Origin of the sequence: Pseudomonas sp. NBRC 111127 (assembly GCF_001320345.1) — a bacterium.
Classification (GTDB): Bacteria; Pseudomonadota; Gammaproteobacteria; order Pseudomonadales; family Pseudomonadaceae; genus Aquipseudomonas; species Aquipseudomonas juntendi.
In genome coordinates, this window is record NZ_BCBD01000066.1 from 1 (window position 1) to 15,729 (window position 15,729).

The 15,729-nt window shown below is 64.6% G+C and carries 17 protein-coding genes; 12 read left to right on the top strand and 5 right to left on the bottom strand.

Annotated features, from left to right (window positions below; genetic code table 11):
- Positions 1-15 precede the first annotated feature (15 nt).
- The 3 genes from APH30_RS13940 to APH30_RS13950 are packed head-to-tail and all read left to right on the top strand — an operon-like array spanning position 16 to position 2,553.
- Positions 16-1,335: a flavohemoglobin expression-modulating QEGLA motif protein gene (locus APH30_RS13940; RefSeq protein WP_154211460.1), complete on the top strand. Its 1,320-nt coding sequence runs from the start codon at positions 16-18 to the stop codon at positions 1,333-1,335.
- Positions 1,307-2,230 carry an alpha/beta hydrolase gene (locus APH30_RS13945; RefSeq protein ID WP_054912869.1) on the top strand — a complete coding sequence of 308 codons (924 nt, stop codon included), beginning with the start codon at positions 1,307-1,309 and terminating at the stop codon, positions 2,228-2,230. Before APH30_RS13940 ends, APH30_RS13945 begins: the two co-directional genes overlap by 29 nt.
- Complete coding sequence (locus APH30_RS13950; protein WP_009686993.1) at positions 2,227-2,553, top strand: hypothetical protein; 327 nt, start codon at positions 2,227-2,229, stop codon at positions 2,551-2,553. The genes APH30_RS13945 and APH30_RS13950 overlap by 4 nt, the downstream gene beginning before the upstream one ends.
- A 64-nt stretch (positions 2,554-2,617) precedes the next feature.
- On the opposite strand, the gene APH30_RS13955 is transcribed toward APH30_RS13950, so the two are convergent.
- From APH30_RS13955 to APH30_RS13965, 3 genes are all read right to left on the bottom strand, one after another.
- The gene (locus tag APH30_RS13955) at positions 2,618-3,409 is read right to left on the bottom strand and encodes an OmpA family protein (protein WP_009686992.1); all 792 of its coding nucleotides are present in this window, start codon (positions 3,407-3,409) and stop codon (positions 2,618-2,620) included.
- 50 nt (positions 3,410-3,459) lie between these two features.
- Positions 3,460-3,873: a DUF4398 domain-containing protein gene (locus tag APH30_RS13960; RefSeq protein WP_009686991.1), complete on the bottom strand. Its 414-nt coding sequence runs from the start codon at positions 3,871-3,873 to the stop codon at positions 3,460-3,462.
- 305 nt (positions 3,874-4,178) lie between these two features.
- Complete coding sequence (locus APH30_RS13965) at positions 4,179-4,526, bottom strand: hypothetical protein (RefSeq protein WP_009686990.1); 348 nt, start codon at positions 4,524-4,526, stop codon at positions 4,179-4,181.
- 263 nt (positions 4,527-4,789) lie between these two features.
- Here APH30_RS13965 and ppc point away from each other — a divergent pair, with 263 nt between their 5' ends.
- From ppc to APH30_RS14000, 7 genes are all read left to right on the top strand, one after another.
- Entirely contained in the window at positions 4,790-7,417 is a 2,628-nt protein-coding gene (gene ppc, locus APH30_RS13970) for a phosphoenolpyruvate carboxylase (protein ID WP_054912870.1), read from the top strand.
- A 257-nt stretch (positions 7,418-7,674) separates the two neighbouring features.
- Entirely contained in the window at positions 7,675-8,325 is a 651-nt protein-coding gene (gene adk / locus APH30_RS13975; protein WP_029885102.1) for an adenylate kinase, read from the top strand.
- Positions 8,326-8,628: 303 nt separating this feature from the next.
- Positions 8,629-9,303, top strand: coding sequence for a tRNA (adenosine(37)-N6)-threonylcarbamoyltransferase complex dimerization subunit type 1 TsaB (gene tsaB / locus APH30_RS13980; protein WP_054912871.1), 675 nt, complete (start codon positions 8,629-8,631; stop codon positions 9,301-9,303).
- Between the two features lie 131 nt (positions 9,304-9,434).
- Positions 9,435-9,722: a hypothetical protein gene (locus APH30_RS13985; protein ID WP_054912872.1), complete on the top strand. Its 288-nt coding sequence runs from the start codon at positions 9,435-9,437 to the stop codon at positions 9,720-9,722.
- 3 nt (positions 9,723-9,725) lie between these two features.
- Positions 9,726-10,595: a DUF72 domain-containing protein gene (locus APH30_RS13990; protein ID WP_054912873.1), complete on the top strand. Its 870-nt coding sequence runs from the start codon at positions 9,726-9,728 to the stop codon at positions 10,593-10,595.
- Between the two features lie 28 nt (positions 10,596-10,623).
- The gene (locus APH30_RS13995) at positions 10,624-11,454 is read left to right on the top strand and encodes an oxaloacetate decarboxylase (RefSeq protein ID WP_054912874.1); all 831 of its coding nucleotides are present in this window, start codon (positions 10,624-10,626) and stop codon (positions 11,452-11,454) included.
- Complete coding sequence (locus APH30_RS14000) at positions 11,454-12,140, top strand: extensin family protein (protein WP_054912875.1); 687 nt, start codon at positions 11,454-11,456, stop codon at positions 12,138-12,140. Before APH30_RS13995 ends, APH30_RS14000 begins: the two co-directional genes overlap by 1 nt.
- Before the next feature lie 2 nt (positions 12,141-12,142).
- Here APH30_RS14000 and APH30_RS14005 read toward each other — a convergent pair whose 3' ends face one another.
- A complete protein-coding gene (locus APH30_RS14005; protein ID WP_054912876.1) occupies positions 12,143-12,763 on the bottom strand; it encodes a hypothetical protein in 621 nt (206 codons plus the stop codon).
- A 103-nt stretch (positions 12,764-12,866) separates the two neighbouring features.
- Here APH30_RS14005 and APH30_RS14010 point away from each other — a divergent pair, with 103 nt between their 5' ends.
- On the top strand, positions 12,867-13,643 hold the full coding sequence (locus APH30_RS14010) for a class I SAM-dependent methyltransferase (RefSeq protein ID WP_054912877.1): 777 nt from the start codon (positions 12,867-12,869) through the stop codon (positions 13,641-13,643).
- A gap of 178 nt (positions 13,644-13,821) precedes the next feature.
- Here APH30_RS14010 and APH30_RS14015 read toward each other — a convergent pair whose 3' ends face one another.
- Positions 13,822-14,463, bottom strand: coding sequence for a TetR/AcrR family transcriptional regulator (locus tag APH30_RS14015; RefSeq protein ID WP_054912885.1), 642 nt, complete (start codon positions 14,461-14,463; stop codon positions 13,822-13,824).
- Between the two features lie 164 nt (positions 14,464-14,627).
- Here APH30_RS14015 and APH30_RS14020 point away from each other — a divergent pair, with 164 nt between their 5' ends.
- Positions 14,628-15,728, top strand: a complete 1,101-nt coding sequence (locus tag APH30_RS14020) for an efflux RND transporter periplasmic adaptor subunit (protein WP_054912878.1) — start codon at positions 14,628-14,630, stop codon at positions 15,726-15,728.
- Position 15,729 lies beyond the last annotated feature (1 nt).

Consider the following 15,729-nt stretch of genomic DNA (forward strand, 5'->3'; position numbering starts at 1 on the left):
GCTGGCTTGCCGGCGATGAGGCCGGTACAGGTTTTCTGTACTAGAAAGGAGTCCCCGGTGGACGAATACCAGCAGACCATCCGCGCCCTGTCCGACCGCATCGTCGCGGCGCAAACACCGATTCGGGTGCTGGATGCGGTGAAGTGGGACGACAGCATTCGGCAGGGCTTCCTGCAGGGCAAGGGCAAGGAGCCGCCAGCGGTCGACCGCGCCTATTACCAGTCGCGGCCCCTGTCGTTCGACTCCAGCGCCGTCAAGGCCGAGTTTCAGGGGATCGAGCGCGACATCATTCGCCAGCTAGGCCAGTTCAACCCCGTAGGGCAGATCATGAAGCGCATGTGCCGCGAGTACCGCATGGTAGTGCGCATGCTCGAAGCCCGCGGCACCGAGGAGTTCGGCCTGATCTCCCAGGAGTTGTATGGCGCCGCTTCCGACGCCTTTCATGCCGGTGACCCGACCTTGGCCGACCTCGGCCTGATGCTGTCGGACTACCTGAACAACATCGATGGCCGCGGCGACCTGAAGGACGAACCGAAGAACCTGACCGCCAAGGAGGCTGTCGATACCCTACAGCGGCGCTTGAACACGGTGTTCGGTGAAGCCGAAGGCACCATCCGTGTGTTCGAGTCCGACGGCATTGTCGCTGACGCCGCCGCCGGCGCCGACTACATCAAGGTGCGCGCCGATGCCATGTTCAATGCCCGTGACGTGCGGGCGCTGGAAGTGCACGAAGGGCTGGTGCACGTCGGCACCACGCTCAATGGCCTGAACCAGCCGATCTGCACCTTCCTGGCCAAGGGCCCGCCCTCGTCGACGGTGACCCAGGAAGGCCTGGCCATCCTCATGGAGGTGATTGCCTTTGCCTCCTACCCCAGCCGCCTGCGCAAGCTCACCAACCGCACCCGTGCCATCCACATGGTCGAGGAGGGCGCCGACTTCATGCAGGTGTACGGCTTCTTCCGCGAGCAGGGCTTCGAGATGGGGCAAAGCTACAGCAACGCCAGCCGGGTATTCCGCGGCTCGGTGCCCAACGGCCTGCCATTTACCAAGGACTTGTCCTACCTCAAGGGCTTCATCATGGTTTACAACTACATTCAGTTGGCTGTGAAGAAGGGCAAGCTCGAGCAGATACCGCTGCTGTTCTGTGGCAAGACCACCCTGGAAGACATGCGCACTTTGCGTCAACTGGTCGAGGAGGGGCTGGTCGAGCCGCCGAAGTACTTGCCCGAACAGTTCCGTGACCTCAACGCGCTGTCGGCCTGGATGTGCTTCTCCAACTTCCTCAACCACCTGAGCCTGGATCGCATTGAAGCCGACTACGCGAATATTCTCTAAGTACTGCCGCCCGCTGCTGCTGGGGCTGGTGCTGCTGGCCCTGGGCGGCTGCAGCAGCCTGCTGTTCTACCCCGAGCGCGGGCAGGCGTTCACCCCTGAACGGGCCAAGCTGGGGTACCGTGATGTCACCCTGACCACTGCCGATGGCGTTCGCCTGCACGGCTGGTGGCTGCCGGCCAAGCCCGGTGTCGAGGTCAAGGGTACGGTGCTGCACCTGCACGGCAACGGCGGCAACCTGCCCGGGCACCTGGGTGGGAGCTACTGGCTGCCGGAGCAGGGTTACCAGGTGCTGATGGTCGACTACCGTGGCTATGGCCTGTCTGAGGGCAAACCGAGCCTGCCAGAGGTATACCAGGACATCGCCGCGGCCATGGCCTGGCTGGACCAGGCGCCCGAGGCCAAGGGCAAGCCGTTGGTGTTACTGGGGCAGAGCCTGGGCGGCGCCATGGCGATTCATTACCTGGCAGGCCACCCGGAGCAGCGCCAGCGCTTCGCTGCCCTGGTTTTCGACGGGGTGCCGGCCAGCTACCGGGCGGTGGGGCGCTATGCCCTCAGTACCTCGTGGATGACCTGGCCATTGCAGGTGCCACTGTCGTGGCTGGTGCCCGACGGCGACAGCGCGATCCGCTCGATCGAGCAACTGCGCAGCCCGCCCAAGCTGTTCTTCCAGAGCATCGATGACGACCTGGTGCCGCTGGAAAACGGTATCCGCCTGTATCAGCACGCGCCACCGCCACGGGTGCTGCAACTGACCCGAGGTGGCCATGTGCAGACCTTCGCCGACCCTACATGGCGCCAGGTGATGTTGCGCTTCCTCGATGACCCTAGCCATTTCAACGGCCTGCGGCGGCTCGCCGAAGTGCCTGATTACCCTGACGAGAAGAACACCCAATGAGTGAAGAACGCAACGCCATCCCGCTGATCCTGACGGGTGTGGGCAGCATCATCGTGACGGTGGGCGCCTTGTGGTACTACGGCTACCTGCATTTCGCCAAACCCGAGGATGCCCTGTTGCTGCAGGATTACACCATGCTCAAGACCGTCCCCGGCGAGGATTACAAGGTTTCGCTGGACCCGGCACCGCAAGTGGCGCAGTGCGTGGACGGGGTATTGGTGCTGTTCGATACCCAGCAGAAAGGCCTGACGGGCGTGCTGGTGGACAACCGCAAGCGTGCAGTGCGCTGCATGGGTGAGGAAACGCCGCAGCAGGTACAGTGAGCGGCAGCGAAGCAAAAAAAAGCCCCGCGTCGATCGCGGGGCTTTCTCTGTCAGCTGGCCAGTATTACTGCTTGGCCTGGCTCATGGAGCGTGGCTGCACCGGCTGGTTGTCGTTGGAGATGGTCACCTCCACACGACGGTTCTGTGCACGCCCGGAGTTGCTGGAGTTGTCCGCAACCGGGTACTCCTTGCCGTAGCCTTGGGCCACGATGCGCGCTGGGTCTACGCCGGCGCGCACCAGGGCCATGCGTACGCTGTTGGCGCGGCGCTCGGACAGGCTCTGGTTGTAGCTGGCCGAGCCGACGCTGTCGGTGTAGCCCTCTACGATCACCTTGCGCTCAGGGTTTTCCTGAAGGAACTGGGCCAGTTTGGTGATGTTCGGGTAGGCGTTGCTTTTCAGCTCGGCCTTGTTGAAGTCGAACAGCACGTCACCGAAGGTCACCAGCGTACCGCGGTCGGTCTGCTTGGCGTTCAGACTGTTCTGCAGCTTGGCGATCTGGGCATCGCGGGCATCCAGCTTGGCCTGGGCACGCTGGGCGGCTGCGTTCTTCAGCTCACCCTCGGCAGTACGCAGGGCAATGGTCTGCTTGGCCACTTCGACGCGCTGGTTGGTCAGGTAGGCCAGCTGGTCGACTTTCTTCTCGTCTTCACGGTCCATGTAGGCCTTGTCGGCCTTGTTCAGCCAATCCTGGGCATCCTTGGTTTCCAGCGCGGCGACTTTGCTCGCCTGTGGATCGCTCTGCAGGGCCGAGAAGTTGGTGCGGGCCGCTTCCAGGTTGGCGTTAGGGTCGTGCGAGCACGCAGCAAGACCGACGCTCAGGGCCAGCAGGGCGGGAATCATGACGTAATTGCGCATAGTGTTCATCCTTTGATCGTGTGCGAAGGCTAAGGTTGGCGGGGCAGGGCTCACTGAGCGCTGCGCAGGCCTTCCTCACGTACGTCCTGAACGCCCTGGCGGGCATCCTGCACGGCCTTCTGAGCCTTGGCCGCCTGGGCCTTGCGTTCGGCCAGGCGTGCGTCCCATTCGGCCTGTTCGGCCAGGCGCTTGGCTTCGTCGTACTTCTTGTCGTGCATGGCGATTTCAGCCTGCTTGAACTTGTCTTGCGCGGCTTTCATTTCCACGGCGGCGAACTCGGTGCCGCCAGCGCTGACAGCGGAATTCACGGCGGACTGGGTAACCGCATATTGCTCGGTAGGCGGGTTGCCCGCACAGCCGGCCAGGACCAGGCTACTGCCCAGGGCCAGCGCGGCCAGCTTGAACCCGCGCACATGAGTGGATGACGGTTTGCTAGTGCGGGTTTTCATGGTGGTCAGCTCCATTGGATCACTCCTGATAACGATGTCCGTAGCAGTCCATCGCTCATTCCCTGACAAGTCCGCGCGCTTGGAATCAACGGTGCACAACGGCAGGTGTGCAGGGTTTTAGCGTGATGGCTATTAGCTGTGACTCAGAGTTTTTTTGGATAGTTCCGAAAAATTTCTGACCCGGTGGAGGGTTTTTGCAGAGTGCCCGAGGCAATTGAAGCGGATGGCGGACGGCGCGGCCAATGTTCGTCTCGGCGCATGTGCTGCCCGAGATCGGGCGCCGCGCGGGCGGCGCCTGATCACTCAAGGCTGCGTAAGGCCTACGCCCCTGGCTCTTCACTGCCCTCGGTGGTAAGGCTGTGCAGATGCTGCTTCGACAGCGACAAAAACCGCGGTGTCGGCCCCACATCTTCATACATCGGGTCACCTTCTTCATCGGTGGCGATGACCTGGCGACCCGGCACATAGGGAAAACTGGCTTCCACTTCTTCAAGCGCGGCCGCGACCAGTTCGCCGAGCAGTTCCTCGGCGGTACGTTTGGGGTACATGTCGATCAGCGCGGCCAGGCGCGCTTCGGACTCCAGGTCCAGATGCAGGACATGGCCGGTACGGCTCAAGGTGCCGGCGGCATTCTGTTCCCAGTGCTGGGCGAGTTCACGGATTTTCATGATGACCTCTGGTTACGCCTCGAAGGCTGCATGGCATGTGAGTGCTCAACCTTCACTTTAGTTTGCTTTGGCCGATCCCTGCTTGCCATCGCTGCTTGGCTGGGGGCACTCTTGGGTGAATGTCACCGCCTCAATGTGGGAGCGGGCATGCCCGCGAACACCGGCGAAGCCGGTGCCAGCCACCGCGTTGGATTTTTCGCGGGCATGCCCGCCCCCCAGGAAGGGCGTGTAGCCTGGAAGGGATGCAACGGAGAGAGGGGCCAATGACCGATATCGATGTGCGCTTGCGTGAAGATGTGCATGTGTTGGGTGAACTGCTGGGCGAAACCATCCGCCAACAGCATGGCGATGCATTCCTGCAGAAGATCGAAGCCATTCGCCACAGCGCCAAGGCCGACCGTCGCGGCCCCGGGGAGCAACTGAGTTCGACCCTGGCAGATCTTGCCGAAGAAGACCTGCTACCCGTGGCCAGGGCCTTCAACCAGTTCCTTAACCTGGCCAACATGGCCGAGCAGTACCAGTTGATCCGCCGCCGCGATGCCGACCAGCCCGAGCCGTTCGAAGCGCGGGTTTTGCCCGAGTTGCTGGCGCGGCTGAAGCAGGCCGGGCACAGCAACGATGCCCTGGCCCGGCAGCTGGCCAAGCTGGATATCCAGCTGGTGCTCACCGCGCACCCCACCGAAGTGGCGCGGCGCACGCTGATTCAAAAGTACGATGCCATTGCCGGCCAACTGGCTGCCCAGGACCACCGCGACCTTACCCCGGCAGAGCGCGAGCACGTGCGCGAACGCCTGCGCCGGTTGATCGCCGAGGCCTGGCACACCGAGGAAATCCGACGCACCCGGCCAACCCCGGTCGACGAGGCCAAGTGGGGCTTCGCCGTGATCGAGCATTCGTTATGGCACGCGATCCCCAGCCACCTGCGCAAGGTCGACAAGGCCTTGTTGGACGCTACCGGGCTGCGCCTGCCGCTGGAGGCCGCCCCTATCCGCTTTGCCTCGTGGATGGGCGGGGACCGCGACGGCAACCCCAACGTGACCGCCGTGGTGACCCGCGAGGTGCTGCTGCTGGCCCGCTGGATGGCTGCCGACCTGTTCCTGCGCGACATCGATGCGTTGGCCGCCGAGTTGTCCATGCAGCAGGCCAACGCCGCCCTGCGCCAGCAGGCCGGCGACAGCGCTGAACCCTACCGGGCGGTGCTCAAGCAGTTGCGCGACCGCTTGCGCGCAACGCGTGCCTGGGCGCACTCGGCGTTGAACAGCAGCCAGTCGCCCAGCGCCGAGGTGCTGGTCGACAATCGTGACCTGATTGCCCCACTGGAACTGTGCTACCAGTCCCTGCATGAGTGCGGCATGGGCGTTATCGCCGAGGGGCCGCTGCTGGACTGCTTGCGCCGCGCGGTCACATTCGGCCTGTTCCTTGGCCGGCTCGACGTGCGCCAGGACGCGGCCCGGCACCGTGACGCCCTGACCGAAATCACCGATTACCTGGGCCTGGGCCGCTACGCCGACTGGGATGAAGAGCAGCGCATCGAATTCCTCCAAGCTGAGCTGAAAAACCGCCGGCCGCTGCTGCCGGCACACTTCAAGCCGCAGGCGGATACGGCCGAGGTGCTGGCCACCTGCCGCGTAGTGGCGGGTGCACCTGCTGCCTCGTTGGGCTCTTACGTCATCTCCATGGCCGGGGCTGCCTCGGATGTGTTGGCGGTACAACTGCTGCTCAAGGAAGCTGGCCTGACCCGGCCGATGCGCGTGGTGCCATTGTTCGAAACCCTCGCCGACCTGGACAACGCCGGGCCGGTGATGCAGCGCCTGCTGGGCCTGCCAGGTTACCGTGCAGGGCTGCGCGGCCCGCAGGAGGTCATGATCGGCTACTCCGACTCCGCCAAGGACGCCGGGACCACGGCAGCGGCCTGGGCGCAGTACCGTGCCCAGGAAAACCTGGTGCGTATCTGTGCCGAGCATCAGGTCGAACTGCTGCTGTTCCATGGCCGCGGCGGCACTGTGGGCCGTGGCGGTGGGCCTGCCCATGCGGCGATCCTGTCGCAGCCACCGGGCTCGGTGGCCGGGCGTTTCCGTACCACCGAGCAGGGCGAGATGATCCGCTTCAAGTTCGGTTTGCCGGGCATTGCCGAGCAAAACCTCAACCTGTACCTGGCTGCCGTACTCGAAGCCACGCTGTTGCCACCGCCGCCGCCGCAGCCGGCCTGGCGCGAAGTCATGGACCAGCTGGCCGCCGATGGCGTCAAGGCGTACCGCAGTGTGGTGCGGGACAACCCGGACTTCGTCGAGTATTTCCGCCAGTCGACGCCGGAACAGGAACTGGGGCGCCTGCCACTGGGCAGCCGCCCGGCGAAACGCCGCGCCGGTGGCATCGAAAGCCTGCGGGCCATCCCATGGATCTTCGGCTGGACCCAGACGCGGCTGATGCTGCCGGCCTGGCTGGGCTGGGAAACCGCGCTGAGCAATGCCCTGGCGCGTGGCCAAGGCGAACTGCTGGCGCAGATGCGCGAACACTGGCCGTTCTTCCGCACCCGTATCGACATGCTGGAAATGGTACTGGCCAAGGCGGATGCGCAAATTGCCGAGGCCTACGACGAACGTCTGGTGCAACCGCAGTTGCTGCCTTTGGGGGCGCACCTGCGCGACCTATTGTCGCAGTCTTGCCAGATAGTGCTTGGCCTTACCGGGCAGCCGGTGCTACTCGCGCACAGCCCCGAGACACTGGAATTCATCAGCTTGCGTAACACCTACCTGGACCCGCTGCACCGCCTGCAGGCCGAATTGCTGGCGCGCTCGCGCAGCCGCGAAGCCGCTCTGGACAGCCCATTGGAGCAGGCCTTGCTGGTGACGGTGGCGGGCATCGCCGCCGGCTTGCGCAACACCGGTTGAGCGCAGGGCCGTGTGCGGCAGTCGGCATGCCGTAACGGCTGTACGGCAGCAGCGAAAGGGTGGTTGCGCCGGGCGCAACCACCTGCTTGCTTGGTCGCAAGTGGCGCATTCCTGCAACTTTGGGACGCTTGTCTGGCTGCCGGGCGCTGTGTATCTTGAGCAGCCCTCTGACCGAATTATGGTCATACCCGATTTTCCGGACTTGGCCCTGGTCGCCGAATCCATTGAAGTTCATAAAAAAATTTGAGGAGCACAAGATGCGCGTTATTCTGCTGGGAGCTCCCGGGGCCGGTAAAGGTACTCAGGCAAAGTTCATCACCGAAAAGTTCGGTATCCCCCAAATTTCCACCGGTGACATGCTGCGTGCTGCCGTCAAGGCCGGCACCCCGCTGGGCCTGGAATTGAAGAAAGTCATGGATGCCGGCCAGCTGGTGTCCGACGAGCTGATCATCAGCCTGGTCAAGGAGCGCATCGCCCAGCCGGATTGCGCCAACGGCTGCCTGTTCGACGGCTTCCCACGGACCATTCCACAGGCCGAAGCCATGGTTGCGGCCGGTGTCGATATCGACGCCGTGGTTGAAATTGCCGTGGACGATGAAGAAATCGTGGGTCGCATGGCAGGTCGCCGTGTGCACCTGGCCTCGGGCCGTACCTACCACATTCAGTACAACCCGCCGAAAGTGGAAGGCAAGGACGACGTCACTGGTGAAGACCTGATCCAGCGCGACGACGACAAGGAAGAAACCGTTCGCCATCGCCTGTCGGTCTACCACAGCCAGACCAAGCCGCTGGTGGACTTCTACCAGAAGCTGTCGGCGGCCAATGCTGGCAAGCCGAAGTACAGCCACATCGAAGGCGTAGGCTCGGTTGAAGCCATCACTGCCAAGGTCCTGGCAGCCCTGAGCTGATCCGATACAGCATGCACCGTCAACGGCCCGCTTGCGGGCCGTTGTTGTTTCTGGCTTTAGCTATGCGGTCCCAGTAGGAGCGGCCTTGTGTCGCGATGGGGCGCGCAGCGGCTCCGGCGATTTCTGCGGCGAAGCTCACTCTGCGGCGAAGCTGAAATTGTGGGGCCGCTGCGCGCCCCATCGCGACACAAGGCCGCTCCTACTGGGACCGTGTCAAGTGGCCATACAGCGGCCCCGTGGGGACACAACGGCGCAGCTGCTCTATAATGCCGCTCTTTTTCTTCGCACCTGGATACCCGTTCGATGACCACCCTGTTGGCCCTGGATACCGCCACCGAAGCCTGTTCCGTTGCGCTGCTGCATAACGGCAAGGTAACCAGCCATTACGAGGTGATCCCGCGCATGCATGCCCAGAAGCTGCTGCCGATGATCAAGCAGTTGCTGTCCGATTCCGGCGTGGCACTGAACGCGCTCGATGCCATCGCCTTTGGCCGGGGCCCGGGTGCGTTCACCGGTGTGCGTATCGCCATCGGTGTGGTCCAGGGGCTGGCGTTCGCCCTAGAGCGCCCGGTGCTGCCGGTCTCCAACCTTGCCGCGCTGGCCCAGGGCGCGTTGCGCGAACAGGGCGTGCAGCAGGTCGCCGCGGCCATCGATGCGCGTATGGACGAGGTGTACTGGGGGTGCTACCAGGCCACGGCGGGGGAAATGCGCCTGGTCGGCAGGGAGGCCGTGTTGCCACCCGAGCAGGTGGCGCTGCCGTTAGAGAGTACCGGTGCCTGGTTCGGTGCCGGCACGGGTTGGGGTTATGCCGAACGTCTGGCAGTGAAAGTCGCGGCCAGCGATGCCCAGGCCCTGCCCAGCGCTGTGGACGTACTGGCCCTGGCCGGTTTTGCCTGGGCGCGTGGCGAGGCAGTTACCGCCGAACAGGCGCAGCCGGTGTATCTGCGCGACAATGTAGCTACCCCGAAGCAGCAATGACTGCTGTCCGTCGGTTATTGCCGATCACACTAAAACCTTTTGCGCAATCTGTGGTCCAGTTATCAATGAAGCATTAGCGACGCAGCTCTGATGCTGCTAAATTGCCATCATTGATCCCGAGTGCTCATGCCATGCGTATCGATGGTTTCTCATCGCAGTACCCGATCAAGCGCACGCCGCGCAAGGCCGCGGTGCGCGAGGATGCGGTCGATGATGCAGAGGTCGTCGATGACCTTGAAGCCGCGCAACCTGAGCCCGCCGCTCGCCGCCTTGGCGCTGGTCTGCCAGCCCGCCAGCAGGACATGGTATTCCCTCGCGCCCGTGACCGGCGTACCGCCAATGCCTTGGCCAGTTACCTGAGCACCGCCGGTTTTACCGACTGGGACATGGAAGTACTAGGGCTCGACCTGTACATTTGATGGATGAGTCCATCAGCACTGCCTTACTTTCTCGGTTGCCCGTCATGGAGTGAAAACGCCTGGCGCGACTACCTGTACCCCGCCGACGCCAGCAGCGGCCAGATGCTGGGGTTCTATAGCCAGGTGTTCAACGCGGTAGAGGGCAACACCACCTTCTACGCCCGGCCTGCTCCTGGCACCCTTGCCCGCTGGGCACAGGTAATGCCAGAGCATTTCCGGTTCACCGCCAAGTTCCCCCGCGACATCAGCCATGCCGGTGACCTGCGCGACCAGCTGGAGCCTGCCTTCGATTTCACCCGGTTGATGGCGCCATTGGGCAGGCGAGTGTCCCCCTACTGGTTGCAATTGCCGGCCCAGTTCGGCCCTGCGCGCCTGGGCGAGCTGTGCCATTTTCTGGATGAGCTGGCGGTGCCTGTGGCAGTTGAAGTGCGTAACCAGGCGTTTTTCGCCAAAGGTGAAGAAGAGCGCATGCTCAACCGGGTGCTGCACGAGCGCGGCGTCGAGCGTATCTGCCTCGACCCGCGCGCGCTGTTCAGCTGCACTTCGCGTGACCCTGCCGTGCTGCATGCGCAGTCGAAAAAGCCCAAGGTGCCTCCGCGCCCGGCCGCCTTTACCCAGCACCCGCAGGTCCGCTTCATCGGCCACCCGGAACTGCAAGCCAACGACGTGTTTCTCACCCCGTGGGTAGACAAGGTGGCCAGCTGGATCGAAGAAGGCCGCAGCCCCTATATCTTCCTGCATACCTCGGACAACCGCCTGGCGGCGGCACTTGCCCGGCATTTTCACCAGCGCCTGATGCTGCGTTTGCCTGGCCTTGCCGCGCTGCCGGAATTGCCGCGCGCACCCGAGGTCGAACAACTGGGGCTACTGTGACCCTTCCCTGACTGCCGGAGGTTCCACCATGGATGTGCAAACCCTGCGAGCCGAAGCCTTCAAGGCCTTGCACCAGCGTGACGGTGCATTCGTCATCCCCAACCCGTGGGATGCCGGGTCGGCCAGGCTGTTGGCGAGCCTGGGCTTCGAAGCGCTGGCCACTACCAGCGCCGGCCTGGCCTTCAGCCTGGGCCGCCCGGATGCCGAAGGGGCCCTGAGCCTGGACGACACATTGGACAACGCCGGTGAAATCGTCGACGCCACCGCGTTGCCGGTGGCTGCCGACCTGGAAAACGGCTTCGGCGACCTGCCCGAGGACTGCGCGCAGACCATTCTGCGTGCCGCCGAGGTTGGCCTGGTGGGTGGGTCTATCGAGGACGCCAGCGGCCGCCATGATGCGCCCATTTATGATATCGGCCTGGCGGTGGAGCGTGTACGCGCCGCAGTGCAGGCTGCCCGGAGCCTGCCGTTCCCGTTCACCCTGTGCGCCCGTGCAGAAAACCTGCTGCGCGGGCGCATGGACCTGGACGACACCATCCTGCGCCTTCAGGCCTACGCCGAAGCGGGGGCCGATGTGCTGTATGCGCCTGGCCTGCGAACGGTGGAGGAAGTGCGCGCGGTGGTGCAGGCCGTGGCCCCGCGGCCGGTCAACGTGCTGATGGGCATGGCCGGCGTGGCGTTGAGCGTCAACCAGTTGCAGGACCTTGGCGTGCGCCGCATCAGCCTTGGCTCGTCGCTGGCCCGCGCGGCCCTGGGTGCGTTGCAGCGGGCCGCACTGGAAGTCCATGACCAGGGCACCTTCGGCTACGCAGACCAGGCTTTGCCGTTCGCTCAGCTCAACGACCTGTTCCGCCGTTGATGCGGGCCCTGACGCTGCTGGCCGGCCTGCTGTTTTTGGCCGTGCTTGCCTGGCAACAGGGCTGGCGCCTGCCCGCGCCGTGGAACCCCTGGGCGCCGTTGGATGTGCGCCAACCACCCAATTGGCTGACCCCCTACAAGCTGTCGCGGCTGCGGGATGACCCCGCGCTGTGCCGCCAGGCACTGGCCACCAGCCAACTGCGCTACCGGGCACAGGCCGACAGCCCGGCCTCGGCCAACTGCCCGCTGGAAAATGTGTGGCGTATCGAAGCCGGCAAGGCGCGCCTGAGCAGCAGCTTTCTGGCCAGTTGCCCACTGGCGGTGGCGTATGCGCTGTTCGAACACCACGCGTTGCAGCCTGTCGCGCAGCGGGTGTTGGGCCAGCCGGTGACCCAGGTCGACCATTTGGGCAGCTTTGCCTGCCGCAATGTCTACCACCGCAAGCAGGGCCGCCTGAGCCAGCACGCCACGGCCAACGCCCTGGACATCAGCGGCTTTCGCCTGCAGGACGGTCAGCGCATCGTTCTGGCGCGTGACTGGCAGGCGGGTGGGGCCAAGGCGCAATTCCTGCGCGAGGTGCAGCAGGCTGCCTGCCAAAGCTTCAGCACTGTGTTGGGGCCCGACTACAACGCCGCGCACCACAATCACTTCCACCTGAACATGGGCCGCTGGCAGGTCTGCCGCTAAGGTCAGGCGGAGGCGCGCACGTTGTTCAGCACCACCGGGCGCGCCCAGTGGAGGTCGAACGCCAGGTCGGTCTGCTGCTTGCTCAGCGTGGCATCGTCGAACGGTTCGGCGGCGGGTGGCAACAAGTCGCTTTCCAGTTCGGCGATGGGCAGGAACAGCGGGCGTGGGCTAGGGCCCGGTCCGGGCTCGGGCAGCGGCTGACCCTGGCTCATTACCACCGGGCGCAGCCAGCTGTTGTTGATGTCCAGCTGGCGCTGCTGCTCGATCAGTTCCATGGCGCTGAAAGGCTCGGGGGCCGGCGGCAGGAGGCTGGCTTCCAGCTCGGCCTTGGGCAGAAACAGCGGCTCGGGTGGGACTACGCGGGTATCCTGCACCGGGCAGGCGCGCTGGGCGTCGATCATGGCCAGCGCGCGGGCGCCGCCGATCGGTTCGCCGCTGTCCTGGTCGTACTGCACGAACGACTGGCTGATGCTGTCTACCGGCTCTTCCTGGCGCTCGGCCATGGCCCGGGCGAAAAAATCCTGCCACAGGTGGCTGACGCCCCCGAGTGCCTGGGTGTTGTGCTGACTGTAGTTGCCGACAGGCGACAAATAGGTCAAGCCGATGGGAAGAGTATCTGACATGGCAGTCGCGCGCGTTGTGCTCTGGCAGAATAGCGGGATATTGCCTGTATCGGCCGTGGCGGCCGATACCTTAACGGCTGGGTTCAATTTCTAGGTGTTGAAGATGGAAGAGCAGGGCGCAAGTATCCGGGTCGAGGCGCTAACGGCCGAATTCGCAGCGCAGGCCGCTGCATGGGCCGAGCGCCTGGCGCTGCCGTTGCAGGACGATGAGGCCGGGTTTGCCGTGCAGGTGGGCGTTGATGGCTTGCAGATCCAGCAATTGGGCCCGCAGGCACCGGGGCCGGTACGGGTAGACTTTGTCGAAGGGCAGGCCGCGCACCGGCGCCAGTTTGGCGGTGGTAACGGGCAGATGATCGCCAAGGCCGTGGGCATCGCCCAAGGCGTGCGACCGCAGGTGCTGGATGCCACGGCGGGGCTGGGCAAGGACGCGTTCGTGCTGGCCAGCCTGGGCTGCCAGATGACCTTGATCGAACGCCAGCCGCTGATAGCCGCGCTGCTGGAAGATGGCCTGGCGCGCGCCCGGCTGGATGAAGAAGTGGGGCCGATTGTCGGGCGCATGCGCCTGTTGACCGGCAACGCCATCGAGCGCATGCGCGCCTGGGAAGGCGAGGCGCCGCAGGTGATCTACCTCGACCCGATGTTCCCGCATCGCGACAAAAGTGCTTTGGTGAAGAAGGAGATGCGTGTGTTCCGGCCCTTGGTCGGTGACGACCTGGATGCCCCGGCCCTGCTCGAAGCCGCCCTGGCGCTGGCCAGCCACCGGGTGGTGGTGAAGCGCCCACGCAAGGCGCCGATCATTGACGGGCCGAAACCGAGCCATAGCCTTGAGGGCAAGTCGAGCCGGTACGACATCTACCCGAAGAAAGCGCTTAAAGCCTGACCTTCTCCTATCTGACCGGCTAGCGCGGTCGAGGTGGGAGCGGGCGAGCCCGCGAAGCAGGCACCGCAGTGGTTGGCACGGGCTGCGCCCGTGTTCGCGGGCCTGCCCGCTCCCACAGGCATTGAGCGAGATTCAGCATTCGAGACAACAGGGCTGCCGCCAAATGCCCGTGTCTGCTTCACGGCTGAAACGCCCGCAAGAACACCCCAACCACCTCGCGCACATGCGCTTCTGCCTCATCACCTTCCAGCGGCCCTGCACAGCCGAGCAATAGCCGGTAATCCGGGGCCCCCTTGACCAGGCAGAAGAAGTGCTCCGCTGCCCGCAGCGGGTTGTCGATACGCAGCAGCCCACGCTCATCCGCCTCGCGCAGCAGCGCTTCCATCCCGGCCAGCACACGCTTGGGCCCGGCCTCGTAGAAGTACTCGCCAAAGCTTGCATCCAGGCTGCCCTGGGCCATGATCAGGCGGCTGAGCTTGACCGCTTCGTCACTGCTGATCAGCGCCTGGAAACCACGGGCGATGTTCAGCAGCACGTCTTCGACCTGCGCACCCGCGGGGTACTCGAACAACAGGTCCGGCAGTTGAGTCTGGCAGGTGGCCATTACCGCTGCACAGAACAGCGTCTGCTTGTCGGTGAAGTGGCTGTACACGGTGAGCTTAGAAACACCTGCCGCCGCAGCGACCGCATCCATGCTGGTGTTGGCGTAGCCAAGGCTTAAGAACAGCGACTTGGCAGCTTCGAGAATCGCCTCGCGCTTGGCCAGGTCCTTGGGCCGGCCTGGGCCGATGGGTGCGTCGTTGGACATTGTGGTCTGCATGTGGTTGATCAAGCTCCCATATTACCGGCTGGAGCGGTTTCCAGCAGTGATCGTAGCCATCGTCAGGCGATTTCTTATCGACGCTGGCTTCTCGGCAGCAGTTCCCTGACTTAATATACCCGCCAGTACAAATATTCGAAGTACCCTCTGCGAAAGGATTCATCATGTTGCGCCAGGCCTTGTCCATCGCGTTGCCCGCCGCCGTCGCCGTGCTTCTGGCGGCGTGCGAACAGGAAGCCGCCGCCCCTGCCGCCCCGCGCCCGGCGTTGGTGGTGCAGCCGCAGCCAGCCGAAGCGGGGGCCGCCAGTTACCCCGGCGAGGTGCGTGCGCGCTTCGAGCCGGAACTGGCGTTCCGTATTGCCGGCAAGGTCAGCAAGCGGCTGGTCGAAGAAGGGCAGCGGGTCAAGGCCGAGCAACCGCTGGCCGAGCTGGACCCGCAGGACGTACGCCTGCAACTGGAAGCTAACCGCGCACAACTGGCCGCCGCCGAAGCCAACCTGGCACTGGTGCGCACCGAGCGTGATCGCTACCAGAAGCTGCTGGACCGGCAGATGGTCAGCCATTCTCAATATGACAATGCCGAAAACCTCTACCGTGCCGGCCTGGCCCGCCTGAAGCAGGCCAAGGCGCAGTTCGACGTGGCCGGGAACCAGGCAGCCTATGCCGTATTGCGTGCGCCCCAGGCCGGGGTGATTGCCAAGCGCCAGGTGGAAGTGGGCCAGGTGGTTGCCGCTGGGCAAACCGCCTTCACCCTCGCCGCCGATGGTGAGCGCGAGGTGGCCATCGCCCTGCCGGAGCAGCAGTTCGCCCGGGTCGCCATCGGCCAACCGGTGAGTGTGGAGCTGTGGTCGCACCCGCAGGCGCGCTTCCAGGGGCGCATCCGCGAGCTGTCACCCGCGGCCGATCCGCGCTCGCGCACCTTCGCCGCCCGCATCGCCTTCACCACGTCGGCTGCCCCGGCCGAACTGGGCCAGAGCGCCCGGGTATTCATTGCTACCGAAGGCCTGATCCCATTGTCTGTACCGCTGTCGGCGGTCACCGCCGAAGACGGCCAGGCCTATGTCTGGCGGGTGAACAAGGACAGCCGCCTGGAGCGGGCCGTGGTGCGCCTGGGTGCGTACGGCAACGATAGCGTGCCCGTGCTCGAAGGGCTGGCCGCCGATGACTGGGTGGTGGCCGCCGGTGGTCATGTATTGCGTGAGGGGCAGCAGGTACGCCCCGTCGACCGCAGCAACCGCGTAGTGAACCTGACGGCCAAGGAGTAAG

Bases quoted from the DNA above. Each gene is read 5' to 3' on its own strand.
- APH30_RS13940 (WP_154211460.1), top strand. From the start codon at position 16: ATGAGGCCGGTACAGGTTTTCTGTACTAGAAAGGAGTCCCCGGTGGAC.
- APH30_RS14015 (WP_054912885.1), bottom strand. From the start codon at position 14,463: ATGCAGACCACAATGTCCAACGACGCACCCATCGGCCCAGGCCGGCCC.
- APH30_RS14005 (WP_054912876.1), bottom strand. From the start codon at position 12,763: ATGTCAGATACTCTTCCCATCGGCTTGACCTATTTGTCGCCTGTCGGC.
- APH30_RS13985 (WP_054912872.1), top strand. From the start codon at position 9,435: ATGCGTATCGATGGTTTCTCATCGCAGTACCCGATCAAGCGCACGCCG.
- APH30_RS14010 (WP_054912877.1), top strand. From the start codon at position 12,867: ATGGAAGAGCAGGGCGCAAGTATCCGGGTCGAGGCGCTAACGGCCGAA.
- tsaB (WP_054912871.1), top strand. From the start codon at position 8,629: ATGACCACCCTGTTGGCCCTGGATACCGCCACCGAAGCCTGTTCCGTT.
- APH30_RS13960 (WP_009686991.1), bottom strand. From the start codon at position 3,873: ATGGAGCTGACCACCATGAAAACCCGCACTAGCAAACCGTCATCCACT.
- APH30_RS13950 (WP_009686993.1), top strand. From the start codon at position 2,227: ATGAGTGAAGAACGCAACGCCATCCCGCTGATCCTGACGGGTGTGGGC.
- ppc (WP_054912870.1), top strand. From the start codon at position 4,790: ATGACCGATATCGATGTGCGCTTGCGTGAAGATGTGCATGTGTTGGGT.
- APH30_RS14020 (WP_054912878.1), top strand. From the start codon at position 14,628: ATGTTGCGCCAGGCCTTGTCCATCGCGTTGCCCGCCGCCGTCGCCGTG.
- APH30_RS13955 (WP_009686992.1), bottom strand. From the start codon at position 3,409: ATGCGCAATTACGTCATGATTCCCGCCCTGCTGGCCCTGAGCGTCGGT.
- APH30_RS13995 (WP_054912874.1), top strand. From the start codon at position 10,624: ATGGATGTGCAAACCCTGCGAGCCGAAGCCTTCAAGGCCTTGCACCAG.
- APH30_RS14000 (WP_054912875.1), top strand. From the start codon at position 11,454: ATGCGGGCCCTGACGCTGCTGGCCGGCCTGCTGTTTTTGGCCGTGCTT.
- APH30_RS13965 (WP_009686990.1), bottom strand. From the start codon at position 4,526: ATGAAAATCCGTGAACTCGCCCAGCACTGGGAACAGAATGCCGCCGGC.
- adk (WP_029885102.1), top strand. From the start codon at position 7,675: ATGCGCGTTATTCTGCTGGGAGCTCCCGGGGCCGGTAAAGGTACTCAG.
- APH30_RS13990 (WP_054912873.1), top strand. From the start codon at position 9,726: ATGAGTCCATCAGCACTGCCTTACTTTCTCGGTTGCCCGTCATGGAGT.